This is a genomic window from Desulfovibrio piger, assembly GCF_900116045.1.
In the GTDB taxonomy this organism is placed as follows: domain Bacteria; phylum Desulfobacterota; class Desulfovibrionia; order Desulfovibrionales; family Desulfovibrionaceae; genus Desulfovibrio; species Desulfovibrio piger_A.
This window is the reverse complement of the sequence record NZ_LT630450.1, coordinates 96,473-121,097: the sequence shown is the minus strand read 5'-3', so window position 1 is coordinate 121,097 and position 24,625 is coordinate 96,473. Positions and strand designations below refer to the sequence as shown.

The following is a 24,625-nucleotide window of genomic DNA, read 5'->3' as shown; positions in this document are numbered from 1 at the left end:
GCAGCCCGGTCCGGCATCCTCCGTTTTCGGACAGTAATGTCAGAAAGCCCGCCTGGCAAGGGCCGGCTGCCCGCTGTGCGCGCAGGCATGAACAGGCGAGTCAGCCGTGTTGAGGGGAGGGCTGCCCCCGCCTGAGGCGCGAGGAGGAGCAGCCTCCCCCGGCCTCCCCTCTCCGGCGCCTTTTCTTCACGGAGTCCCTGTTCCCCCTGTCCGCTTTCCCCTCCCCTGCCCTGCAAAAAGAAAAGTGCTGTCCGCAAGGGGCAGCACTTCTTCTGGATAACACGCGTTTTTGTGGAAAAAGCGGGGGAAGGCCCGCTCCGGGCACCGGCAAAGGGGAAAAGCCCCCATGCCGGAGGATGGCGGCATCTAGCCGCCCAGATAGGCTTCCTTGACCTTGGGATTCTCCAGCAGTTCCTGGCCGGTGCCTTCCAGCACCACGCGGCCCACTTCGAGGATGTAGGCGTAATGGGCCACGGAAAGAGCCGCGAACGCGTTCTGCTCCACCAGCAGCACGGTCATGCCGTCCTCGTTGATGCGGCGGATGATGTTGAAGATCTCCTTGACCAGCAGCGGGGCCAGACCCAGCGACGGCTCGTCGAGCATGATCATGTCCGGGCGGCTCATGAGCGCGCGGCCCACGGCCAGCATCTGCTGCTCGCCGCCGGAGAGCGTGCCGCCCTTCTGCCAGTGGCGTTCCTTCAGGCGGGGGAACAGGGCATAGACGCGCTCGATGTCTTCATTGATGCCGTCCTTGTCGGTGCGCGAATAGGCGCCCAGACGCAGGTTCTCCACCACGGTCAGATGGGGCAGGATGCGGCGGCCTTCCGGCGAAAGCGAGATGCCCCGGCGCACCATCTCCTCGGGTTTGAGGCCGATGAGGGAGACAGGCTGGTCGCCTTCCTTGCGGGTCAGCAAGATCTCGCCGCTGATGTTCTTGTTCAGGCCGGCGATGGAGCGGATGATGCTGCTCTTGCCCGCGCCGTTGGCGCCCACCAGCGTGACGATGCTGCCGCGCCTGATGTCCAGGCTGACACCCTGCACGGCCTCGATGCCGCCGTAACGAACGTAAAGATCCCTGATTTTCAGCATATTACACCACGTCCTCGCCCAGATAGGCCCGGATGACCTCGGGATTGCTGCGAATGGCGTCCGGGTCGCCGTGTGCGATAAGCGCACCGTATTCCATCACCCAGATGTACCGGCACACCCCCATGACCACCTTCATGTCGTGCTCGATGAGCAGGATGGTCAGGTCGAAGTGGTCCCGGATGGCCTGGATGAAATGCATGAGCTCGATACTTTCCTGCGGGTTCATGCCGGCGGCGGGTTCGTCCAGCAGGAGCAGACGCGGCTCCGTGGCCAGGGCACGGGCTATCTCCAGACGGCGCTGTGCCCCGTAGGGCAGGCTGCCCGCCTTCTCGTCCATGTATTCGGCCAGGTGCAGATGCTCCACCAGGTCACGGGCCTTGTCCCGGATGGCCTGCTCTTCCCTGTAATATACGGGCAGGCCCAGCGGGGCCATCCACCAGGGGCAGCGGCGGCGCACATGGCAGCCCACCATCACGTTCTCCAGCACGCTCATGTGCGGCGAAAGGCGGATGTTCTGGAAGGTGCGGGCCATGCCCATGCGGCAGATCTCGAACGGCTTGCGGCCGCGGATGCTCCTGCCCGCAAAGCGCACGTCGCCTTCCTGCGGCGTGTAGAAGCCGCTCAGCACGTTGAACACGGTGGTCTTGCCCGCACCGTTGGGGCCGATGACGCCCACGATGCTGCCTTCGTCCACCTTCAGGGAAAGGTCGCTGACGGCCGTCACGCCGCCAAAGCGCATGGTCACGTTTTCGGCCGTCAGGATGGGCCGGACTTTGCTTTCACTCATGCCTTGCGCCTCCCCAGCGAAAAGAGGGTTTTCCAGGTAAGCTCACGGGTGCCCATGATGCCCTCGCGCCGGAACAGGATGATGCCCAGCAGGATGAGCGAGAAGACCACCATGCGCATGCCGGGGATGCCCGGGATCTCGAACAGGCCGAAGTCCATGGGCTCCTCGATGGCGCGCAGCCATTCCAGCAGGATGGTGACGATGGTGGCGCCCAGCAGGCTGCCGGTCAGCGAGCCCAGACCGCCGGCCACCACGAACATCAGCACGTTGAAGGTCAGCAGGAAGTTGAACATCTTGGGGTCGATGGTGGACAGATGGCTGCCCAGCAGCGCGCCGCCCACGCCCGCGAAGAAGGCGCCCACGCAGAAGGAGAGCACTTTGTAGCGGAACACGTTGATGCCCATGACGCCCGCGGCGATCTCGTTATCGCGTATGCAGCGCAGCACATTGCCGAAATTGCTGAATATGAGCCGTGCCAGGACGATCAGGGTGATGACCGTCCAGATGTAGCAGGTCAGCAGGGTCGCCTCACCGGGGATGCCCTTGATGCCCAGGGAACCGTTGGTGATGGACGTGGCGTTGACGATGACCACGCGGATGATCTCGGCAAAGCCCAGGGTGGCGATGCCCAGGTAGTCGTCCCCCAGCCGCAGCACGGGCACGGCGATGATGAAGGCGAAGATCATGGCCACCAGGCCGCCGGCGATGACCGCCACCCAGAAGGGCGTGTGCAGCACCGAAAAGGGCCAGATGATGGGGTCCAGGATCCACATGATCTCTTTCTGTTCCGGCAGCAGGGTGCACAGGGCGCCCACATAGGCGCCGATGGCCATGAAACCGGCATGGCCCAGCGAGAAGAGGCCGGTGAAGCCGTAGATCAGGTTGAGCGACAGGGCCAGGATGGCGTTGATGAAGATCAGCTTGAGGATGTAGATCTGGTAGTCGCCCATATAGGCCTCGGCCTGGGTCAGGGCCAGACCGAAGATGACGATAAGCGCGATATTGAGCAGGGTCGTTCGATCGAAGCGCATTAGATCTTCTCCTCCATGCGCTCGCCCAGCAGGCCCGTGGGCTTGAACACAAGCACCAGCACCAGCAGGATGAAGGCGAATGCATCACGGAAGCCCGAAAGCTCCGGCATGAAGGCCACGGTCATGATTTCCACGAAACCCAGGGCCACGCCGCCGATAACGGCGCCGGGGATGGAGCCGATGCCGCCGAACACGGCCGCGATGAAGGCCTTGAGGCCGGGCATGATGCCCATGTAGGGATGCACCTGCGGATAGCGCAGGGCCCACATGATGCCCGATGCGGCGGCCAGGGCGGAACCGATGAAGAAGGTGAAGGCGATGATGTTGTCCACCCGCACCCCCAAAAGACGCGTGGTCTCGATATCCTTGGAGATGGCGCGCATGGCCAGACCGGGCTTGGTATGGTGCACGATGTAGAGCAAAAGCGCCACCAGCACGATGGTCATGACCGGCACGAAGGCCGTGAGCTTGAGGATGCGCACGTCACCGAACTGCCAGACAGAGAGCAGCCAGTCGGGCTGCAGCACGGGCCGGGGCTGGCCCGTGAAGACCACCACGGCCAGGCTCTCGATGAAGAAGGAGACGGCGATGGCGCTGATGAGCGCCGAGATCCTGGGCGCGTCACGCAAGGGCCGGTAGGCCACGCGTTCCACCACCACCCCCAGCAGGCTGGCGCCGAGGATGGCGATGATGGCGGCCACGCCCCAGGGCCAGCCAAAGGCGAAAGTGCCGAAAAAAACGAAGTAAGCCCCGACCATCAGGATGTCGCCGTGGGCAAAGTTGATCAGGCGCAGAATGCCGTAGACCATGGTGTAGCCAATGGCGATCAGCGCGTAGAGCGAGCCTAGCGTCAAGGCGTTGAAACAGTGCTGCAAAAACATGTCAAGGGTCATGGGGCCACCTGGAAATAAGCTTTATCCCGCCCGGAGGGGCGCGAAGACGGAACGGCGGGGCCCGCCGGGGCCCCGCCGCGAACAGACGGATCCCTTACTTGGGAGTGACTTCGGTCAGGTAAACGCGCTTGCCGTCCTTGTACTCGATGATGCCCACGGGCATTTCGGCATCGTGGCTGGCATTGATGGTCAGGGTGCCCAGCGGGGTCACCAGGTCCTTGGTCTGGGCCAGGGCCTTGGTGATGGCAGCGGGATCAGCGGAGTTGCCGCGCTTGATGGCGTCAACGATCAGGAACAGGCAGTTGTAGCCCAGGGCGCCGTTCACGTTGGTTTCCTTTTCGGGATAGGCCTTGTTCCAGGCTTCGGTGAACTTCTTGGCTTCGGCGCTCATGTTGGGCATCTTGGCATCATAGGGGAAGGTGGTGTGCAGGAAGCCTTCCGCAGCCTTGCCGGCCAGCTTCACGGTGTCGGGGTTGTCCATGGCGTCAGCGCCCATCAGGCGGAAGGTGGCGCCCAGCTCGCGGGCCTGCTTCATGATGATGGCGCCTTCGGCGAAGTAGGCGGGCATGAAGACGATCTCGGGCTTTTTGGCGATCAGCTCGGTGAGCTGGGCGGTGAAGTCCTGGTCACCGGAGCTGTACTTGAGGTTGGCCACCACTTCGCCACCCAGCTTCTTGAAGGAGCGGGTGAAGAAGCTGGACAGGCCCACGGCGTAGTCGTTGGTCATGTCCATGAGCACGGCGGCCTTGCGCAGGCCCAGGTTCTCATAGGCATAGGTGGCGGCGGCGGCGCCCTGGTAGGGGTCGATGAAGCAGGCACGGAAGTAGTACTTCTTGCCCTGGGTCACCAGGGGGCTGGTGCAGGAAGTGCCCACGCCGGGCACCTTGGCCTTTTCGGCCACTTCGGCACCGGCCATGGCCAGGGAGGAACCGTAGGTGCCGATCAGGGCCACGACCTTGTCGCGTTCCACCAGGCGTTTGACGGCGTTGGCGGCTTCCACCTTGTCGGACTTGTTGTCCACCACAACCAGCTCAATGGGGCGGCCCAGCACTTCAGGCATCTCCTTCAGGGCCAGCTGCACACCTTCCAGCTCAAGCTGGCCGCCAAAGGCGTTCTGGCCGGTCAGAGGCAGGTACACGCCGATCTTGATGGGTTCGGCAGCCAGGGACTGGCCGGCCAGCCCCAGGGTCAGAGCCATCAGCGCCAAGCCAACGATTTTGCCCAGTTTCATAAATCATCTCCCAGGTCTTGGAGGGTGAAAGAGCGCGCCCCGGCGATCCTTTTCCAGGGCTATTCCTGTTGAGATACACCAAATCCGCCCATTGCGCAAATTGCCGGGTGAATTTGGCCGCAAACCCCGATCCGAAACATGCCTGCGCATGCTCCCATGCAAAATGGTTCATCCGCAGTTGAAAAAAATTTATCCTCTTTCACGTCAGGCGCCAAGGCTTTTTTTGCTCCTTCGCATTTTGTGTTTTCATCAATATAACATATTAAAATAACAATATATTTTTAAAAATTCCGGCCCAGCACCCCTTTTGGCGGGAACTGCCGCCCGGCCGGGGGGCCGCCGCGTGGGGCACGCCTGTCCGTATTGACGAAAGCCCGTGAAGAAAGGAATATCCTCTTTTCGACATATATCTGTCCGCATCCCCCGCCCCTTCCGGGCCGGAATCTCCAAGGAGACAATGTGACGCTTTCCGACAGCAAAAACCGTCAGCGTTCCCGCAGCATCGCCCGCGTCCTCAACGATGACGCCAGCCTCATCAACATCAAGACCTTCGCCATCGCGGCCCGCTACATGAGCTTCAAGGCCGCGGCCCGGCACCTGGGCCTGACCTCCGGCGCTGTCAGCCACCGCATCGCCCGTCTGGAAAAGGAACTGGGCTTTCCCCTGTTCAACCGCCTGACCCGTGCCGTTTCCCTGACGCCGGAAGGCGAACGCCTGCGCGACGTCTACCTCAACGCCTTCCAGAAGATCTACGAAGAGATCACCCAGCTGCTGCAGGACGACTTCAGCTCCCTGACCATCTATGCCGCCCCCAGTCTGGCCCTGGCCTGGCTCATCCCCCAGCTCAACGATTTCCAGCAGCGCTATCCTTCCATGCAGCTGCATGTGCGCACCGGCAACGCCCCCATCGATTTCCACGGGGATTCCACGGTGGATGTGGCCCTTTACTATGCCGAAAGCCACGTCAGCGGCCTGACCTCGCGCAAGTTCATGGACGAGGCCACCCTGCCCGTCTGCTCGCCCCGATACGCGCGGCAGCATGACCTGACCGGCCATCCCGAGAACCTGCCCGCCTGCACCCTGCTCCATGACTCCGCGGCCTGGCACTATGCCGCCACCACGGCCGAATGGCAGGAATGGGCCGACAGGAACCATGTGGACATCTCCAACTGCCTGAACTTCATCACCTTCGACCATACCTACGGCGCTTCCGTGGCCGCCAGCCACGGTCTGGGCGTGGCCCTGGGCCGCTGCACCCTCATCGCTCCCCTGCTGGAGGAACAAAAGCTGGTCACGCCCTTCCCCGACCTGCCGCCCACGACCGCCTACCGCTCCTACTACGCCGCCTGGCCCCGCCATACCAGCCCTTCCCCCAAGCTGCAGGGTTTCCTGGACTGGCTGGAAGAAAAGGGACAGCAGAGCAACGCCGCCCTAGAGCGTCTGATGCGCGTCTAGCAGGCAGAGAAATCTGAGCGAGGGGGAAAGGAGACCTTTTTGGAAAAAGGTCCTCCTTTTCCCCCCTCGCGCTCCCCTCTTTCCTCCCAAAAACTTTTATCAGGCCACAAAAAAGGACGCCGAGGCGTCCTTTTTTGTGGCCACTTTTTCATGGCCACGGGATGGCTGCTGCCATCCGCTTCCCGCGTTTTTCAAAAAACACTTCTGGATCACGCGTCCCAAAGTCCGGTCGCTGTGCCTCCCGTATGGCGGTTTTTGGGAGAGGAAAAAGCTTTTTGCCGCAAGCAAAGGGGGCCTCCCCCGACCGGATTTTCCTACTTCTGCCAGCGGGCCGTGTAGCGGGCCAGCAGGCGCAGCGAGGGCCGGGAGAAGCGGTCGAAGTCGGCGGTGAGCTCCAGACCGGGGACCAGGGCGCGCACCACGGGCATGTCCAGATCCTTGCGGGAGATGTCCACATACAGGGGCGTACGGCCCTGGGCGCACAGCGTCCTTTCCAGCAGCGTGCAGGAGGCTTCGGCCGACGGCAGGCTGTAATCGGGCAGGTCTTCCAGCCAGCGCACCGGCAGACCGCCCAGAGCAGGCCCCGTCGGTTCGCCATAGGGATAGGGCCAGGGCACTTCGGTCAGGGCCGCCAGCGCGGCCCGGCTGCCGCACAGGTTGGCGCCCGTGGCCTGCGCCACCTCACCACGGCGGCTCATGACGAAACAGCGGTAGGCCGGCACGCCCAGCTCCGTGGTGATGTCCTGGAACTGGATCTGGATGCCGCGGGCCGCGTAATCGTCCAGCAGGGCCTGCAATCGCTCGTCGCGGCTCTTGAGCACGAAGCAGCCCTCGCGCCTGAAGGGCGTGGTGGCCTCGGCGTCACGCTCCACGATCTCCGTGAGCGCCGCCAGCCGGGCTTCGGCCTCGGTGTTGCCGGAAGCCAGGCCCGTGGAGCCACCGGCCAGGAACAGGGACTGCTCGTCCAGATTGCAGAAGAGGAAGACCGCCTGCGCGGGCACCAGCACGGCCTTGCCGGCAGGATCGCGGGCCTCCAGCCAGTACAGGGGCACATAGTCCTCGAACGGTGTTTCCAGCGGCAGGGCCGACAGGGGCAGGAAGTCCTTGCCCTGCGAGCGCAGTTTGGCGCAGGAGGCATGGATCAGCGGCATGGGCCGGCGGCGGTTCGTCACCTCGAAGGAGCGCTCGCCGGTACGGGCCACGCTCACATAGCTGCTGGCGCGCTCCACGATCTCCATGGCATAGGAGGCCCGGGCCGCCGCCAGGGAAAGGCCGCGCCCGTAGGCCGTGGCCTCGCCACGCAGGCTGTGGCGCATGCGGCCGCAATCCACGGCCAGATCCACCTTCCAGGAGCGCAGCAGCGCGATGGGAGACAGCGAGGCCTGATGCCGCATCTCCTGACCGGCCAGGACATCGTTCTCCAGCAGGGCATTGACGGCCTGCTCGTAGGTCTCCTGTGCCGGACGGCGCTCACGGCGCGGCAGGTCTTCCGCCTGCATGCGGGCATGTTCCCGTGCCAGCAGCCCGGCCCGGGCCCGCAGCCCTTCGCGGCAGACCTCCAGTTCCTCTTCGCTGTAGGGCAGCTCCAGCTCCAGCTCTTCCCAGTGCGGCAGCATGTGGTGCCGGGCGATATTGTCGGCAAAACGGGCGCTCCAGGCCTGCATGAGGCCGAAATCCTTCCGGCTGGCGGCGCGCAGATAGATCAAGGAGGACGACAGCGTCAGGCGCTGCAGGGCATCCTCGGGAAAGCCGTCGCAGCAACGGGCCAGCGCGGGCACCAGCAGCGAACATTCCAGCAGCAGGCCGGCAAGCCCCATGCGCCGGAAGCTGTCCGTCTCGCGGTCGTAGAGCTCATCGGCCAGGTTCCTGATCTCTTCCGGCGGACGGCCGCTCAGCTGGCGCAGGCAGTGCTGGCGCAAAAAATCGTCAAAGGGCGTGGCCTCCAGGCGGGCCAGCGCCTGGGGCAGGGTCAGGGATGCGGGCGGCCGGCAGGAAAAATAGCCGGTCGTGGCCTGGGTCGTCTCGTGGGTATAGGCATAGGCGATGCCTTCGGGGATCACGGGCATGGCGTGGGAAACCTCATGGCAAAAAGATGGCGACAATATCCCGGGGCGTGCGGCCCAACGCCGGAGGCGCATGCCGGTCCTGCCATCCGCTGCCTCCGGCGGCGGGATGGCAGGGCGCCGGTGCGGCTGCAGGAAGGCAGGGGCACGGACGGCAGCGAAAGGCGCGGCGCGGACGGGACCGCGAAGAAAGGGCACAGGCTCCCGTCCCCCGGGACAGGACGGGCGCACGATAACAGAAAAGGGGTGGGCCAACAATGGCCCACCCCTTGGGGTTCCGTGATCCGGGGTACGGATTAACGCTTCGAGTACTGGTAACGGGCGCGGGCAGCGCGCAGACCGTACTTTTTGCGTTCCTTCTTGCGCGCATCGCGGGTCAGGAAGCCGGCCTTCTTCAGGATGGGACGAAGGGCGGGATCCACCAGCAGCAGGGCGCGGGAAATACCGTGACGCACGGCTTCGGCCTGACCGGCCACGCCGCCGCCGGCCACGTTGACGCGCACGTCCAGCTTTTCAGCCAGCTTGGACAGCACGAGGGGCTGACGGATGATCATCTGCAGGGTCTTGCGGGGGAAGTAATCCTCAAAGGCACGACCGTTCACCGTGATGTTGCCGGAGCCAGCGTAGACGCGGGTGCGGGCAGTGGCGGTCTTGCGGCGGCCGGTGCCGTATTCGAATTTGTCGCTCATGACGTGCGCTCCTTAGTAAGGCAGGGTCAGCGGCTGCGGGTTCTGAGCCGTGTGCGGGTGTTCGGGACCCGCGTAAATCTTGAGCTTCTTCAGCATGGCGCGGCCCAGACGGTTCTTGGGCAGCATGCCACGCACAGCGGCCATGAGCACGCGCTCGGGCTTGGAAGCCAGCATATCGCCCAGGGAGGTGGTCTTCAGACCGCCCACCCAGCCGGAGTGGCGATAGTAGTTCTTGTGGGCCATCTTGGTGCCGGTCACCTTGATCTTTTCGCAGTTGACCACGACGATAAAGTCGCCGTTGTCCATGTGACGGGCGAATTCGGGCTTATGCTTGCCGCGCAGGCGGTGGGCGATCTGGCTGGCCAGACGACCCAGCACCTGATCCTGGGCGTCAACCACAAACCATTCGTGGTTGATGTCTTTCGGGGTGGGGCTGAACGTCTTCATCGGGATGAACTCCTCATCTACTTATCTCAGTAGCCATCAAGCGGCGGAAAATCCGTCTGCGACGTGCCGCCTAACGGGTGACGACAGTATCGCTCACAAAGAAAGCGCTCTTTATCGCAAAGTGCGCAACTTGTCAAGCATTCACGACGGAATGCCAAATTTGTGCCGTATTCCAGACGGCTGCGGCTTTGTGTATACCAGAATGCTCCGGCTGTCATCCTTTTTTTGCCAAAAACTTGAACCATGCCCCAAACAGTCTGAAAAAACTTGTCTTTTTATGGCTGTTCTGCCGGAGCCGTCCCGCCGCCCAACAGGCTCCCGGAAGGGGACGGGCCCCGCCCTTTCCGCCACGCGGGGACGGGCGCGGACAAACGCGTGTTTGGACGGATCGGTTGATGCTCTCCCCGCCGTGCGGGGACGGACGCGGGGACAAGGGGATGCCTCCCTTCCCTGCCGCTTTTCACCACCCGCACGGGAAAAGGAAAGGAAGCGCATGGGGAAGGGGCCCCGGCGCACGCGGGAGCGGTCCCCTTCCCCCACGGCAGTCATGCGTTGCGGACCGGCAGGGCCTAATGCGCCGCGCCCCAGTCGTGCCCGGTGCCCCAGTCCACCAGCAACGGCACGGAAAGCTCCCGGCCGCCGGGGCGGACGTCCTGCATGAGGCGGGCCACCAGGGTCCCGGCTTCTTCGGCGGCATCGGCGGGCACTTCCAGCAAAAGTTCGTCGTGCACCTGCAGCAGCAGGCGGGCATCCAGCTCCCGCAGGCGCCCGTCACGGGCCACGGCCAGCATGGCCAGCTTGATGATGTCCGCCGCCGAGCCCTGGATCACGGTATTGATGGCCTGGCGGCGGGCCAGGGCCGCGGCCTGGCCGCTGGCGGCATTGATGTCCGGCAGCAGGCGGCGGCGGCCGCCCAGAGTGGTCACGAAACCGTGCTTGCGGGCCGAGGCCTCCACGCCTTCGTAAAATGCTTTCAGGCCCTGCAGGCGCTCGAAATAACGGGCGATGAAGTCCCTGGCCTGCGCGGTGCCGATCTTGAGTTCCTGGGCCAGCTTCTGGGCGCCCATGCCGTAGATGAGACCGAAGTTGATGGTCTTGGCATTGCGGCGCTGGTCCGGGCTCACCTGGTCGGGAGGCAGGTCATAGACCAGGGCCGCCGTGCGGGCGTGGATGTCCTCGCCGTTGCGGAAGGCTTCCAGCAGGGCCGGATCCTGCGAGACATGGGCCAGCACGCGCAGCTCCACCTGCGAATAGTCGGCCGAGACCAGCAGGCGGCCCGGCCCGGCGATGAAGCAGGAACGCATGCGCTTGCCCAGCGGCCCGCGCACGGGGATGTTCTGCAGGTTGGGGTTGCTGGAAGAGAGCCTTCCCGTGGCCGTGGCCTTCTGGTTGAAGGTGGTATGGATGCGGCCCTGCGGATCCACCAGGCGCGGCAGGGGATCGAGATAGGTGGAGCGCATCTTCTCCAGCTTGCGGTACTGGAGGATGCTGTCCACCACCGGATGCTGCCCGGCCAGCTTCTCCAGCGTCTGCTGGCTGGTGGAGGCCTGGCCGCCCTTGGTCTTGCGCGGGGCGGGCAGTCCCAGCCCGTTGAACAGCACGTCGCCCAGCTGCTGGGCCGAGCGGATGTTGAACTGCGTGCCCGCCAGCTCGTAGACATGGGCCGTCAGCTGGTCCAGCCGGCCCTGCACGTCGTCGAGGAAGGCCCGGAAGGCCGCAGCGTCGATGGCCACCCCGGTCTGTTCCATGCCGGCCAGCACGGGCAGCAGGGGCATCTCCAGCCGCCGGAACAGCTCCAGCAGGCCGTCCTTTTCCAGGCGCTGCCCGAACAGCCGCGCCATGGCCAGCCCCAGGCGTGCGGGTCCGGGGGCCGTCTCGCCCCTGCCCTCCAGCTCATGGCGCAGCACGGCGCCCCAGCGGGCCGAAAGACGGGGCCAGCCGTAATCGTTCTCTTCGGGGTTCAGCAGATAGGCGGCCACGCCCAGGTCCATGCAGTCCGCGGCGCGTCCGGCCAAAAATTGCCAGCAGGACGCGGACGTCAGCATGCCCTTGAGATCGGCCGTCACCAGGGTGCGGGCCGGGGCCAGCCAGCGGGCCAGCTCCGCCTCGGATCCTGTCCACTGCCATTGGCCCAGGGAGCTGCCGTCAGCGTCCTCCACGGCAAGATGGGGGGCCTCACGGTCGCCGTGGGCCCAGATCAGGGCCACACGGGCATCCCGGCAGTCCGGCAGGGCCGACACGTCATCCAGTGCGGGCACGGATTCCTGCGGCAGGGCATCCAGAAGGCTCATCTGGCTGGTGGCACGGCCGCTGCGGGCAGGCCGGGCCTGCGGCAGGGACGCCTGTTCCGCGGCCGCCTTCTTCCCGGCGGCGGGCCGTGCGTCCTCACGGATGCTGCCCGCGTCCAGGAACTCCTCGGGCAGGTCGGCCTCGGCGGCCTGCAGACGGTCCAGGGCGGCCAGCTCGCGCCGCAGGGCGAAGAGCTCGAACTCTTCCGTGAGCAGGGCGCAGGTGGCGGCATCCAGCGGACGCACGCGCAGGTCGTCCAGCGTGACGCCGGGGCAGGCCTCGCGGCTCAGGGTGGTGAGCTCGCGCCAGATGAACATGTTCTCCAGATGTTCCTGCAACTTGGCCTGCACTTTGGGCGGCAGCAGGACGAAATGGTCGCGGATGTCCTCAAGGCTGGGGCAGATGGCGAAGATCTGGCGCGCGGTCTTGGGGCCGATGCCCGGCACGCCGGGGATGTTGTCGCTGGTATCGCCGATGAGGGCCTGCACATCGGGCCACTGGGCGGGCGTCACGCCGTTCTCCGCCGTGAAGTCGGCCTCGCTCACCAGCTTCTCTTCCCTGGAGGCCGGGTCCCACATGTAGACGTTGGGGCCCAGGCACTGTTTCAGGTCCTTGTCGCCGCTGACGATGATGACGGGATGTTCCGCCGCGAAGCGCGCCGCCAGCGAGGCGATGCAGTCGTCGGCCTCGCAGCCCTGCGAGACTTCCAGCCGGATGCCCAGGGCCCGCACCATGCGCTGGATGGGTTCCAGCTGGAGCACCAGGTCTTCGGGCGTGGCATCGCGGTTGGCCTTGTAGAGGGGGAATATCTCGTGCCGGAAGTTGGGGCCCTTGCCGTCCTGCACGAAGGCGAAATAGCGGGGGCGCTCCTCGCGCAGGATGCGCAGCAGCACGCGGCTGACCACCACCAGGGAATTGGTGGGGAAGCCGTCGGAACGCTGCATGTTCCTGTTGGCAAAAAAGCCGCGATAGATGAAGGCCGAGCCATCCATGAGAAAGACGGGCTCTGCGGCAAGCCCGAGGCGTTGTTTCAGCGACATGGCAATCCGGGGTTGAGGGTCAGCAAAAAGGGGAAAAAGCCTGCGGGGGAGCGGCCTCCCTCCTTGCGAAGCTTTTGTCCTGCGCGTATACTATAGAGATGGAAACAAGTCCGCAAGTAAACCTGGACAGGGCCGGCGAGCGCCTGCAGGTCACCGTCTCCGGCAGCTGGGCCATCAATACGCCCTGGCCGCCGCAATGCGCCGACGCCCTGCAGCAGCTGCGGGCCCCGGGCATCCGGCAGCTGCACCTCGCGGCGGCGGCCCTCGGCGCCTGGGACAGCAGCCTGCTGGTCTTCCTCGTCCAGCTGCACAAGGCCGCCCGCGCCGCACGGATCGAGATCAGCCAGGATCTGCCCGCAGGGCTGGCACGGCTGCTGCATCTGGCCTTCGCCATCCCGGCCCAGGCAGGGGCCGCCCGCAGCGACCGCCGGCAGGGGCTTTTCGCCCGGGTGGGCGAAGCGGTCATGGGCCTGCCGCCCCGCTGCGCGGATTTTCTGGAATTCCTCGGCGACGTGACCCTTTCCATCTGGCGCCTCATCCTGGGGCGCGCCGGCATGCGCATGCGGGACTTCGTGGAAGCCATGTACGAATGCGGCGTGCGCGCCCTGCCCATCATCTCCATCACCAGCCTGCTGTTCGGCCTGATCCTGGCCTTTGTGGGCGCGGTGCAGCTGACGCAGTTCGGCGCCCAGATCTATGTGGCCGGGCTGGTGGGCATCGGCATGCTGCGCGTCATGGGCGCGGTCATGGTGGGCGTGGTCATGTCCGGCCGCGTGGGGGCCGCCTATGCGGCCATGATCGGCACCATGCAGGTCAACGAGGAAGTGGACGCCCTGACCACCCTGGGCATCTCGCCCATAGACTTTCTGGTGCTGCCGCGCATGCTGGCCCTGATGCTCATGGTGCCCCTGCTCACGGTCTATGCCGACCTCATGGGCATTCTGGGCGGCTATGTGGTGGGCGTCACCATGCTGGGGCTGAGCTCCGCCGAATACCTCAACGCCACCATGCAGATGGTCTCCTTCGTCCACGGGCTCATCGGCATCACCTACGGCACGGTGTTCGGCGTCATCATCGCCCTGGCGGGCTGCTATCAGGGCATCCGCTGCGGCCGCAGCGCCCAGGCCGTGGGCCTGGCCACCACCACGGCCGTGGTCCAGTCCATCGTGGGCATCATCATCGCCACGGCCATCATCACCATCATCTGCAATGTACTGGGCATCTGACATGAGCACTCCCCGCCTGCGCGTCCGCGACCTGACCCTGGGCTACGGTTCCTTCGTGCTCATGCGTGACGTCAATTTCGATGTGGCCGCCGATGACATCTTCCTCATCATGGGCGGTTCCGGCTGCGGCAAGAGCTCGCTCCTGCGCACGCTCATGGGCCTCAAGGAGCCCCAGAGCGGCCAGGTGCTCTACGGCGATACGGACATCTGGGCCTGTACCGAAAAGGAGCGCCGCCGCATCCTGCGCCGCACGGGCGTGCTCTTCCAGGGCGGCGCCCTGTGGAGCTCCATGACCCTGGCCGAGAACGTGGGCCTGCCGCTGCAGCAGTACACCGACCTTGATGACGACGAGATCCGCGAGCAGGCCTCGCTCAAGCTGGCCCTGGCCGGTCTGGCCGGTTTCGAGGACTACTACCCTTCGGAGATCAGCGGCGGCATGCGCAAGCGGGCCGGCCTGGCCCGGGCCCTGGCCCTCGATCCCGAGATCCTCTTTCTGGACGAGCCCTCCGCCGGTCTGGACCCGGTGAGCGCCCGCATGCTGGACGACCTGATCCTGGAGCTGCGCGACGCCCTGGGCACGACCTTCGTCATCGTCTCCCACGAGCTGGCCAGCATCTTCGCCATCGCCAGCAACGGCATCTATCTCGACGTGCGGACCCGGCGCGTCACGGCCCGGGGCAACCCCTCCGAACTGGTGCGCGACCCGCACACCGAACTGCAGGCCCTGCGCTTTTTGACGCGCGGCGAGGCGGGCGGCCCCCAACAACAGGACTGAACCCACAGGATACGGCATGGCAAAACAATCATTCAAAACCGCTGTAGGGGCTTTCGTCATCGGCGGACTGACGCTTCTGGTGGCGGGCATCATCCTGCTGGGCGGCGGGCGCATGTTCAGCGACGACATCGAATACGTCCTGTATTTCGACGGCTCGGTGAGCGGCCTCAGCATCGGGGCGCCCGTGGTCTTCCGGGGCGTGCCCATGGGCCAGGTCACGCGCATCAGCCTGGAGGCCAACCCGCGTGATGCCAGCGTCACCATCCCGGTCTACATCCGGCTGGACGAGAACAGCATCGTCCGGGCGGGTGTCGCCGGCGAGCTCACGGACAACTTCCGGCAGGAGATCCTGCGCCGTCTGATCCAGCGCGGCCTGCGCGCCCGCCTGCAGCTCCAGAGCCTCATCACCGGCCAGTATCGTGTGGAACTGGACTTTTTGCCCAACACGCCCGCCAACTTCCGCTCCCCCATGCCGGACAGGGAGATCCCCACTCTGCCCTCGCCCATCGATACCCTGCAGCGTACCGTGGCCAGCCTGCCGCTGGAAGAGATGGCACGCACCACCGCGGGCATCCTGGAAAAGGTCAACGCCGCCCTGGCCGGCGATGCGCTGGAGCGCGGCCTCAAGGCCTTTGCCACGTCCTTCGAGGAGGCGCAGACCCTGCTGGCCGGCATGCAGCAGTCCCAGAAGACCCTGTCCCAGGCCCTGGAAAAGTTGAACGTCGCGGCCACCTCGGCCCAGCACGACCTGCCCCAGGCCCTGCAAAGCACCCGTGAGGCCATGAACAACGTCTCCTCCGTTTCCCTGGCCACCAAGGCCGTGGTGGAGCGCAATGCCCCCCTCACCCAGGAGCTGCGCCGCCTGATCCAGGAAAGCACCGCTGCCGTGCGCTCCCTGCGGGCGTTCATGGACGTGCTGGAACGCAACCCCGAAGCCCTGCTCCGCGGCAAACAAGGAAGTCGCCGATGAACACCCTCCGCCATGCGACCGTTTTCCTGGCCCTGCTGGCTGTCCTGCTGACCGCCTGCGGCCGCAGCGCCCCCACGCATTTCTATCTGCTGGACAGCGGCCAGCCCCCCCTGACCGCCGACGCCCTGCCCGCCATCAGCCTGGGCATCGCGCCGGTGAGCGTGCCCGACTACCTGGACCGCAACGGCCTGGTGCGGCGCAGCGACGGCCAGGCCCGTCTGGAGGTCTCGGAACTGGACATCTGGGCCGAGCCCCTGGGACAGGGCGCCCGGCGCGTGCTGGGCGAAGTGCTGGCCGCCCGCCTGCTGCCCCGGGGCGTCGACGTGATCACCGCCGGAGACCGGCAGGGCGAGTTTGAACTGGCCGTAGCCCTGGAGCGCCTGGACGGCGACACGCCGGGCACGGCCCGACTGCAGGCCCGCTGGCAGCTTTCCCGTGGCGGAGAGGCCCTGGATCGCGGCATCTACGCAGCCGGCGAGGATGCCGGCATGAGCAGCGCCAGCCTGGTGGCGGCCCAGAGCCGCCTGCTGCAGGGACTGGGCGACCATCTGGCCGGACGCCTGCTGCCCCGCCTCACGGCCGGACGCTAGCATCCTGAAAGGTCCCCCGTCCCGCATCCTCCGGGGCAGAGAGCCGCGGGGACGGCGCGGGGCGCTGGTCCAGGGGCCATCTTTTCCCGCGGCCTTTCGATGACCGGCACGAAAAACGGGCCCTCCCCGCTGCGGGGAGGGCCCGTTTTCCATTACTGTCCGCCGATACCGGCGCCTAGCCCTGCCTGATCGTGACCTTGGCCGGGCGCAGCAGGCGTTCGCCCAGCTTGTAGCCGCTTTGCAGCACGCGGGCCACGGCCCCGGCCTCCACATCGGCCTCGGCATCGAAGCCCACGGCTTCATGCAGTTCGGGCGTGAACGCCTCGCCGGCCGTGCCCACAGCGGTCAGGCCGTGACGCGCCACGGCTTCCAGCAGCAGCTTGCGGGTCATGGCCACGCCCTGGAGCATGTCCCTGCAGGCCTCGTCCTTGCTGCCGTACTGCAGGGCCAGGTCAAGGTTGTCCAGCGTGGGCAGAAGGTCGCTCATGACCTTTTCCGCCGCATAGCGGATCTGTTCCTCGTGTTCGCGCTTCAGGCGCTTCTTGAAATTATCCATCTCCGCGGCCGCGCGCAGGCGCGCGTCCTCGGCATCGCGTTTTTCGGTGCAGTTGGGGCACACATGTTCGCGGCACAGGCTTTCCAGGTTTTCCGGCAGGGCCTGCACGGCGCTCCCGGCATCCCCGGCCTCGGCTTCGGCACAGGCCTCTTCCTGCGCTTCCGTGTTCTGCGTGTCCTTCATATGCATATCGTTCTTGTTGTGACGATCCATGGTTCCTCCCAGAAGTGCACCGGCGTCGTACCGGCTAGTATTGAGTAAATACGCACTGCCGTACTGTCAAGGGGCTGACACCCGGGCAGCGGCCCCTGCACGGAAGTCTCGACATTGGCGCACGCCTTCGCTATATTCGTCCGACGCGCAATTCCGCGCGTCCACGCGCCCTCCGGTGGCGTTTTTTTCCTGAGGTATATTCCATGATTTGCCGAATTTTGCACCTGCAGTCCGAGCAGGAATGGGTCAAGGCCTCGCAGTGGCTCGACGGCCGTTTCAACCCCGGCGACAGCGTTGAGGGCAGCGTGCGCGAGATCCTCGCCGATGTACGTGAAAAGGGCGATGAGGCCCTGATCGATTATACCCGCCGCTTCGACTGTCCCGAATTTGCCGCGCCCCTGCGCGTCAGCGAACAGGACATCGCCTGGGCCGCCGCGTCCATCTCGCCCGAACATCGCGAACAGATCAGCGAGGCCGCCCACAACATCCGTACCTTCCATAAGGAACAGCTGGAAAAATCCTGGTTCCAGACCCGCCCTGACGGCAGCATCCTGGGCCAGCGCGTGCTGCCCGTGGACCGCGTGGGCCTGTATGTGCCCGGTGGCCAGGGCGGCAACACCCCGCTGCTCTCCAGCATGCTCATGAACGCCATCCCCGCCCTGGTGGCCGGTGTGCCCCGCGTGGCCGTGTGCACCCCGCCCCGCAAGGACGGCACCATCAACCCGCACATCCTGGCGGCGGCCCACCTGCTGGACATCGACGAGATCTACCGCGTGGGCGGTGCCTGGTCCATCGGCGCCCTGGCCTACGGCACCCAGAGCATCGACCCCGTGGACGTCATCGCCGGTCCCGGCAACATCTATGTGGCCACGGCCAAGCGTCTGGTGCAGGGCACGGTGGGCATCGACATGGTGGCCGGCCCCAGTGAAGTGCTGGTGGTGGCCGACAGCTCCGCACGTCCCCACTGGCTGGCCGCGGACATGCTTTCCCAGGCCGAGCACGACATGCTGGCCTCCGCCATCCTGCTCACCGACGACATCACCCTGGCCGAACAGGTGCAGCAGGAACTGGAAAAGCAGTGCAGCCAGCTGCCCAAGGCCCAGATCGCGGGCAAGTCCCTCATGGACTGGGGCGCCATCGTGGTGGTGCCCAGCATCATGACCGCCGTGGCCATCGCCAACCGTGTGGCCCCCGAACATCTGGAACTGTGCGTGCGTGATCCCTGGGCCCTGCTGCCCTACATCCGCCATGCCGGAGCCGTCTTCATGGGCCAGCACAGCCCCGAGCCCGTGGGGGATTACTTTGCGGGCCCCAACCATGTGCTGCCCACCCTGCGGACCGCGCGCTTCTCGTCCGCGCTCTCCGTCCAGAACTTCTGCAAAAAGACCAGCATCGTGGCCACTTCTCCGGCCTTTTTGCTGGAAAACGCGCCTGCCATCGCTTCTCTGGCCCGTCTGGAAGGGCTGGAGGCCCACGCCCGCTCCGTGGAGATCCGCGGCAAGCGCTAAAGACTCAACCAACAGGATCAAGACAATGCGCATCACCACCAAGACTGAAATCAGCACGTATCCGCTGCTGTCCCGCGGCAAGGTCCGCGACATCTACGACATCGACGAAAAGACCCTGCTCATCGTCACCACCGACCGCATGTCCGCCTTTGATGTCATCATGGACAGGCCCATCCCCTACAAGGGCGTGATCCTGAACCAGATCACCCTGTTCTGGATGGACAAGTTCAAGGACATCATCCCCAACCATCTGGTGGAAAGCGACGTGGACCGCTTCCCCGCCGCCCTTGCCCCCTGGAAGGACGAGCTGGAAGGGCGCGCCGTGCTGGTCCGCAAGGCAAAGCCCCTGCCTGTGGAATGCATCGTGCGCGGCTACATCGCCGGCTCGGGCTGGAAGGACTACCAGAAGACCGGCACGATCTGCGGCTATCAGCTGCCGGCCGGCATGCGGGAATCCGACAAGCTGGAGCCCCCCCTCTTCACGCCTTCCACCAAGGCCGAGCTGGGCCAGCACGACCAGAACATCAGCCCGGCCGAGGCCGCCCGCCTGCTGGGCGAGGACGTGGCCCGCAAGGTCCAGGAGACCACCCTGGCCATCTATGAGGCCGGGCGGACCTATGCCGCCAGCCGCGGCATCATCGTGGCCGACACCAAGTTCGAATTCGGTTTCGTGGACGGGGAGCTGCGCCTCATCGACGAGGTGCTGACCCCCGACTCTTCCCGCTTCTGGCCTGCGGACCAGTACGAGCCCGGCCACAGCCAGCCCAGTTTCGACAAACAGTACCTGCGCGACTGGCTCAGCGCCCAGCCCTGGGACATGCAGCCCCCCGCGCCTGCCCTGCCCGACGAGGTCGTGGACGCCACGGCCCGGCGCTACCGCGAGGCCTATCACATCCTGACGGGCAAGGAATTCACCATCTAACCTGTGGTTACCGGTCGCCAAGGCGACTTTTCTGGAGGACACTACATGCTGCTTCAAGGAAAAAAAGCCCTGATCCTGGGCCTGGCCAACAACAAGAGCATCGCTTACGGCATCGCCCATGCCTTCAAGGAACAGGGCGCCCGCCTTGCCTTCAACTATGTGGGCGACGCCATCAAAAAGCGTGTTGAGCCCCTGAGCGAAGAACTGGGGGGCGAGTTCACCTTCCAGTGTGACGTGACCGATGACGCCCAGATCCAGGCCGCTGCCGACCTGGTCAAGGAAAAGTGGGGCGGCGTGGACATCCTGGTCCACTCCGTGGCCTTTGCCAACCGTGAAGACCTGAGCGGCCGTTTCCTGGATACGTCGCGCGCGGGCTTCCATCTGGCCCTGGACATCTCCGCCTATTCCCTGACCGGTATCTGCCGCGCTTTCGAGCCCCTGCTGCATGACGGCTCCTCGGTGCTGACCATGACCTACCACGGTTCCACCAAGGTCATCCCCGGCTACAACATCATGGGCGTGGCCAAGGCCGCCCTGGAAGCCTCCGTGCGCTACCTGTCCTACGACCTGGGCGAAAAGGGCGTGCGCGTCAATGCCCTGAGCGCCGGCCCCATCAAGACCCTGGCCGCCTCCGCCGTCTCCGGCCTGAAGAACATCTTCACCCGCGTGGAAGAGCACGCCCCCCTGCGCCGCAACGTGACCACCGCCGATGTGGGCGGCGCCGCCGTGTTCCTGGCCTCCGAGCTCTCCCACGGCGTGACCGGCGAAGTCATCTACGTGGACAGCGGCTTCAGCCAGCTGGGCATCTAGCCCCGCCATCCGGGGCGGCCGCCACGGCGGCACGCCTTTCCGGGTACTGACGGCCCGGCAGCGGCGGGAAGGCCCCCGCTGCCTGCCGGGCTTTCCGACAGCGGCGGACGAACTCCGGGGCCCCCCCGGACAGCCTTTCAGGAGACAGTATGGACAGCATCTTCATGCTCAATCTGGCCGGTATCGTGGCTTTCGGCGTGGCCGTCCTGGGCTTTTTCTATATGATGGGCAAAAAACGGCGCGACGACGACAGGGACCGCAAGGACTAGGCCATGTGGCAGGCTCTGCTCATTCTGCTGGTCATCGTCCTGGCCGTGGCCCTGCACAAAGGCATATCCGGCACGCCCTTCCGTCACCACGCGCCGTGAGCCGGCAGCTGCGAGCATCTCCGGCGGAAGATGGAAACAGAGGCGGACAAAGACAACAGTCCGAAATAAAAGATAAAATTTGGCAATACGGATTTTTTTGCAAAAACTGTGATTTTTTGCTTGCCAAAGCCGGAGGTTCTCTCTATAAAGAGCAGGTCTTCACGACACGGAGAGGTGTCCGAGTTGGTCGAAGGAGCACGATTGGAAATCGTGTGTACGTTAAAAGCGTACCAAGAGTTCGAATCTCTTCCTCTCCGCCACCGAGAAAATGACCCGCTGGGAAATCAGCGGGTTTTTCTGTTTCTGGCGCCTGTCCCCTTCCTTTCGGCGCCTCCCCCGCGTGCAGGATGCCGGAGCGCACGGCTCCGCCCGGACCTTCCCCGCCCTCCGAAGCCCGGCCGCCATCCGTTTGCAATCCCCGACGATATTTGTCACATTTTCTTCTTTCACACCGGGAGGGACGGTACGGCATGTCCGACGGCAGGGGCCGCAGCCCCGTATCGTCCGCATCTCCACCAATCGAGGAAAATGTCATGTGCGCCACCAGACATTCAGCCACCGCCGTCACCACTTCCGGCCCGGACAAAAAACCGTCCTGGCTGTTCGACCTGCAGGACCACCAGCTGATCCAGCTGGTCAACAGTTTCGTGGCCGCCCGCAACATGTCCATGAGCCTGGTCCAGCCTGAAGAAGGCCTGCACCCGCGCGGCATCATCAAGCTGACCACGGACCCCGGCATGCGCATCGCCCGCTCCGTCATCATCCTGCTGGAGAGCCTGGAGGCGCGCGGCCCGCAGGAGCGCCTGCAGGCCCTGCGCCGCCTGCATGACGAAGTCCTCTATTCCGCCCTTTCCAGCCTGCAGAAGAACACGGCCCGCGTCCTGATCCAGATCATGAAAGACCTGGTCCGCGCCGCGCCGCATGTCCATGTCCAGCTGCCGCTGGCCCATGATTTCTATCAGGCGGTGCGCGGCACGCCCCACGTCATCCGCGCGCTGCTGCGCCGCTATCATCTGCTGGAGATGCCCGAGGACTGGAACCAGCAGGCCTTCGACCACCATGTCCACGATGCCAACACCAAGGGCCGCAAGAGCCCCACGCACCTGGTCATGGACGCCTGGATCAAGGGGCTGCGCTTCATCACGGTCGTCTATTACAATACCGTGGACCCCGAAGCGGCCAGCGAACTGCTGCGCGCGGCCCGCATCATGGGCATCACCGTGCGCATCGGCATCGAGTTCCGGGCCACCTTCCACGACAAACTCATCGAGCTCACCTGGTCGCCGCTCAACGTCCACAGCAGCCGGACCTTCATCAAGCTGCTCCAGCGCCCGGACATCGCGGCCATCCTCAGGGAATACGCCACGGTGAACCAGTGGATGCGCCAGCACGTGCTGCGCCTGCTCCAGGCCTGGAACCAGAAGCACGCGGCCACCCTGGCCCGCAAACTGGACGTCCCGCCCCCGCCTCCGCTGGATGCGGACGCGTTCCTGGCCTTCGTGGGCCAGCGCCAGCCTTCGTCCCTGCATCTGGCCGAATACATCCTCCAGCAGTGGCAGCCCGCCCTGGAGCAGGCCCTGGAGCGCCTCCGCAACGATCCCCGGCGGGAGGGCGCGGATGAGGAGGCCGCCCGCCTGCGTGCCCGCCTGGAGATGCTGGAAGGTCTCATGCCCGACAGTCTGCGCCAGGAATGGCTGGGACCGCAGGCCAACCCGGACATCGTGTTCCCCGTGGCGCCCCACAAGGACCTGCCGCCGGTGCTGCTGCGTGATCCCGAGGTCCTGTTGCAGGCCCTGGTGCCCCTGCATCCCTGCCAGATGATCCTGGGCCTGGAAGGGCTGAACGTGCAGGACACGCTGGAGCTGCTCTGGCGCGGCAAGGGGCTCATCACCCATCTGGAGCTGTTCAACCTGCGCACCTGGTCCAAGGGCCAGCTGCCGCATATCGAGGCCATCAACGAGCTGCAGCGGGCCATCAACGAAGGCAGCCCCCTGCGCCTCAAGCAGGTGGTCCGCCGGATCGTGCAGGACGAGCCGGCCGGTTCGCCCCGCCGAGAACTGCTGCTGGAGGTGCAGGACAACCTGCCCCAGCTGCGGAGCTTTTACGAACTTTCCTGGCTGGGCTCGCGCGTCGGCACGGACTCCACCAGCCGTTCCCACATGACCCACGGCATGGGCCTGGTCTTCACCGAGACCCTGCCCCCGCAGGCCCGGGCCGCCCTGCGCCACGAAAAGAGCGGCCAGCGCCTCACCCTGCCCGTGCATACCGACATCTACGGCTTCACCCACTACCACGAGCCCGCGGCACCGTCGCGCTGGCTCCAGGCCCTGCGGCGCCTGCCCCTGCTGCACCATCTGGGCTGTCGCGTGGTCCGGGGCTGGGCGCTGGAAAAAAAGACCACCACCATCAGCCCCGACGGCGGCAACCTGGTGACCCTGGGCGGCGTGGACGCCCGCGGCATCAATGCGGAGCAGCATGATCCCATGCGCACGATGCGCGATGCCGCCACGCCCTGGAACGTCCACTATTTCAACAGCAACCTGGTGAACGTGCTCAAGGTGCTGCTGGGCTTCATCCCCGCGCAGTGGGCCTTCTGGTATGTGGACAGCTGGTGGATCCTCACCTGGATCGGCGCCCTGCTCTGGTTCGCCATCACGGCCGTGCGCAACGTGCTGCAATCCATGGTGGGGGGCGGGGCCTTCTGCCGTTCCATGCTCCTGCCCTGGAACCGCTATGTGAGCTGGAGCCGCATGGCGGACTCCCTGCTCTACACGGGCATATCCGTCCCCCTGCTGGAAGTGGTGGTCCGCATGTGGCTGCTGGAGGACTGGCTCGGCATCACGGTCCAGAACAACGCGCTGCTGGTCTATACGGTCATCGCCATGATCAACAGCGTCTACATATCCGGGCACAACATCTTCCGCGGCCTGCCCAAGGAAGCCATCGTGGGCAATCTGTTCCGCAGCGCGCTGTCCATCCCCCTGTCCATCGCCCTGGGCAAGGGGCTGCTGGTCTGCTTCGTGTGGCTGGACATCGCCGATCCGGTGGGCGCCCTGCAAAACTGCGCCGCCATCGTCTCCAAGTGTTCCTCGGACATCGTGGCCGCCGTCATCGAGGGGTTCGCGGACCGCAACATGTACCTGCGCATGCGCACCCTGGAATACGACAGCAAGTTCAGCCAGATCTTCAGCAACCTCGTGAAGCTGGCCCTGCTCTTCCCCCAGGCCACCATCCGGCGCCTGCTGCAGGAGCAGCCCCGCGAGTTCTGGCAGCAGCTTCTGGCAAAGGATCCCAACGCCGCCCGGCAGGCCATCGTCCACCTGCTCGACCTGATGTACATGTGGTACTATCTGCCGCGCTCGCACGACATCTTCTGGCGCCGCCTGGGCAGCATGCCCACGGAGGAAGTGGAAGGCATCCTGGCCCTGCATTCCCTGCTGCGCCTGCAGCGCGAGATATCCACACAGGTGCTGGACGGACTGCTGGGGGACAACTTCGCCAACGCGCTGGCCTTTTATCTGCGCCAGCACGACAGCTACCGCAAAGAGATCCTGCACGAGGCCGCCCGCCGGGGCCTGTTTGCGGAAAAAGCGGCGTAGGCGGCATGCATCGCGGGGGATGCCGCCGACGGTTCCGCGGGCCACGAAGGCCGACGGAAACCCCTCGGAGGGGA

19 protein-coding genes and 1 tRNA gene are annotated in these 24,625 nt (G+C 65.3%); 10 read left to right on the top strand and 10 right to left on the bottom strand.

The annotated features are described in order from the left end of the window. Nucleotides 1–366: 366 nt before the first annotated feature. The 5 genes from DESPIGER_RS00620 to DESPIGER_RS00600 all read right to left on the bottom strand — a co-directional run bounded on the left by DESPIGER_RS00620 (nucleotide 367) and on the right by DESPIGER_RS00600 (nucleotide 5,031). Nucleotides 367–1,089: an ABC transporter ATP-binding protein gene (locus DESPIGER_RS00620; protein ID WP_072331694.1), complete on the bottom strand. Its 723-nt coding sequence runs from the start codon at nucleotides 1,087–1,089 to the stop codon at nucleotides 367–369. 1 nt (nucleotide 1,090) lies between these two features. Beyond that, nucleotides 1,091–1,876: an ABC transporter ATP-binding protein gene (locus DESPIGER_RS00615; protein WP_072331692.1), complete on the bottom strand. Its 786-nt coding sequence runs from the start codon at nucleotides 1,874–1,876 to the stop codon at nucleotides 1,091–1,093. Continuing rightward, complete coding sequence (locus DESPIGER_RS00610) at nucleotides 1,873–2,907, bottom strand: branched-chain amino acid ABC transporter permease (protein ID WP_072331689.1); 1,035 nt, start codon at nucleotides 2,905–2,907, stop codon at nucleotides 1,873–1,875. Before DESPIGER_RS00610 ends, DESPIGER_RS00615 begins: the two co-directional genes overlap by 4 nt. Beyond that, nucleotides 2,907–3,800: a branched-chain amino acid ABC transporter permease gene (locus DESPIGER_RS00605; protein ID WP_072331686.1), complete on the bottom strand. Its 894-nt coding sequence runs from the start codon at nucleotides 3,798–3,800 to the stop codon at nucleotides 2,907–2,909. Before DESPIGER_RS00605 ends, DESPIGER_RS00610 begins: the two co-directional genes overlap by 1 nt. Nucleotides 3,801–3,894: 94 nt before the next feature. Next, nucleotides 3,895–5,031, bottom strand: a complete 1,137-nt coding sequence (locus tag DESPIGER_RS00600; protein ID WP_072331683.1) for an ABC transporter substrate-binding protein — start codon at nucleotides 5,029–5,031, stop codon at nucleotides 3,895–3,897. 459 nt (nucleotides 5,032–5,490) lie between these two features. Between DESPIGER_RS00600 and dsdC the strand changes: the two genes are divergently transcribed. Further along, nucleotides 5,491–6,486 (top strand): DNA-binding transcriptional regulator DsdC, encoded by a 996-nt coding sequence (dsdC, locus tag DESPIGER_RS00595; protein ID WP_083575226.1) that lies wholly within the window; start codon nucleotides 5,491–5,493, stop codon nucleotides 6,484–6,486. Between the two features lie 314 nt (nucleotides 6,487–6,800). Here dsdC and DESPIGER_RS00590 read toward each other — a convergent pair whose 3' ends face one another. From DESPIGER_RS00590 to polA, 4 genes are all read right to left on the bottom strand, one after another. Next, nucleotides 6,801–8,552: a YcaO-like family protein gene (locus tag DESPIGER_RS00590; protein ID WP_072331680.1), complete on the bottom strand. Its 1,752-nt coding sequence runs from the start codon at nucleotides 8,550–8,552 to the stop codon at nucleotides 6,801–6,803. Nucleotides 8,553–8,845: 293 nt separating this feature from the next. After that, entirely contained in the window at nucleotides 8,846–9,238 is a 393-nt protein-coding gene (rpsI, locus tag DESPIGER_RS00585; protein ID WP_006004313.1) for a 30S ribosomal protein S9, read from the bottom strand. Nucleotides 9,239–9,250: 12 nt separating this feature from the next. Next, a complete protein-coding gene (gene rplM, locus DESPIGER_RS00580; protein ID WP_072331677.1) occupies nucleotides 9,251–9,685 on the bottom strand; it encodes a 50S ribosomal protein L13 in 435 nt (144 codons plus the stop codon). A 569-nt stretch (nucleotides 9,686–10,254) separates the two neighbouring features. After that, nucleotides 10,255–13,014 carry a DNA polymerase I gene (gene polA, locus DESPIGER_RS00575; protein WP_072331674.1) on the bottom strand — a complete coding sequence of 920 codons (2,760 nt, stop codon included), beginning with the start codon at nucleotides 13,012–13,014 and terminating at the stop codon, nucleotides 10,255–10,257. Between the two features lie 98 nt (nucleotides 13,015–13,112). Here polA and DESPIGER_RS00570 point away from each other — a divergent pair, with 98 nt between their 5' ends. The 4 genes from DESPIGER_RS00570 to DESPIGER_RS00555 are packed head-to-tail and all read left to right on the top strand — an operon-like array spanning nucleotide 13,113 to nucleotide 16,575. Further along, a complete protein-coding gene (locus tag DESPIGER_RS00570; protein ID WP_072331671.1) occupies nucleotides 13,113–14,240 on the top strand; it encodes an MlaE family ABC transporter permease in 1,128 nt (375 codons plus the stop codon). Between the two features lies 1 nt (nucleotide 14,241). After that, nucleotides 14,242–15,015, top strand: coding sequence for an ABC transporter ATP-binding protein (locus DESPIGER_RS00565; RefSeq protein ID WP_173783276.1), 774 nt, complete (start codon nucleotides 14,242–14,244; stop codon nucleotides 15,013–15,015). Between the two features lie 16 nt (nucleotides 15,016–15,031). After that, a complete protein-coding gene (locus DESPIGER_RS00560) occupies nucleotides 15,032–15,985 on the top strand; it encodes an MlaD family protein (RefSeq protein ID WP_072331665.1) in 954 nt (317 codons plus the stop codon). After that, complete coding sequence (locus DESPIGER_RS00555) at nucleotides 15,982–16,575, top strand: PqiC family protein (RefSeq protein WP_072331663.1); 594 nt, start codon at nucleotides 15,982–15,984, stop codon at nucleotides 16,573–16,575. Before DESPIGER_RS00560 ends, DESPIGER_RS00555 begins: the two co-directional genes overlap by 4 nt. Nucleotides 16,576–16,750: 175 nt before the next feature. On the opposite strand, the gene grpE is transcribed toward DESPIGER_RS00555, so the two are convergent. Next, on the bottom strand, nucleotides 16,751–17,320 hold the full coding sequence (grpE, locus tag DESPIGER_RS00550; RefSeq protein ID WP_173783299.1) for a nucleotide exchange factor GrpE: 570 nt from the start codon (nucleotides 17,318–17,320) through the stop codon (nucleotides 16,751–16,753). A gap of 227 nt (nucleotides 17,321–17,547) precedes the next feature. On the opposite strand from grpE, the gene hisD reads away from it, so the two are divergent. The 5 genes from hisD to DESPIGER_RS00520 all read left to right on the top strand — a co-directional run bounded on the left by hisD (nucleotide 17,548) and on the right by DESPIGER_RS00520 (nucleotide 24,551). Then, on the top strand, nucleotides 17,548–18,852 hold the full coding sequence (hisD, locus tag DESPIGER_RS00545; protein ID WP_072331660.1) for a histidinol dehydrogenase: 1,305 nt from the start codon (nucleotides 17,548–17,550) through the stop codon (nucleotides 18,850–18,852). A 25-nt stretch (nucleotides 18,853–18,877) separates the two neighbouring features. Then, on the top strand, nucleotides 18,878–19,774 hold the full coding sequence (locus DESPIGER_RS00540) for a phosphoribosylaminoimidazolesuccinocarboxamide synthase (protein ID WP_072331657.1): 897 nt from the start codon (nucleotides 18,878–18,880) through the stop codon (nucleotides 19,772–19,774). Between the two features lie 45 nt (nucleotides 19,775–19,819). Next, nucleotides 19,820–20,584, top strand: coding sequence for an enoyl-ACP reductase FabI (locus DESPIGER_RS00535; RefSeq protein WP_072331654.1), 765 nt, complete (start codon nucleotides 19,820–19,822; stop codon nucleotides 20,582–20,584). A gap of 536 nt (nucleotides 20,585–21,120) precedes the next feature. Further along, nucleotides 21,121–21,212: transfer RNA gene (locus DESPIGER_RS00530), tRNA-Ser, on the top strand. A gap of 273 nt (nucleotides 21,213–21,485) precedes the next feature. Further along, on the top strand, nucleotides 21,486–24,551 hold the full coding sequence (locus tag DESPIGER_RS00520) for a hypothetical protein (protein WP_083575225.1): 3,066 nt from the start codon (nucleotides 21,486–21,488) through the stop codon (nucleotides 24,549–24,551). Nucleotides 24,552–24,625 lie beyond the last annotated feature (74 nt).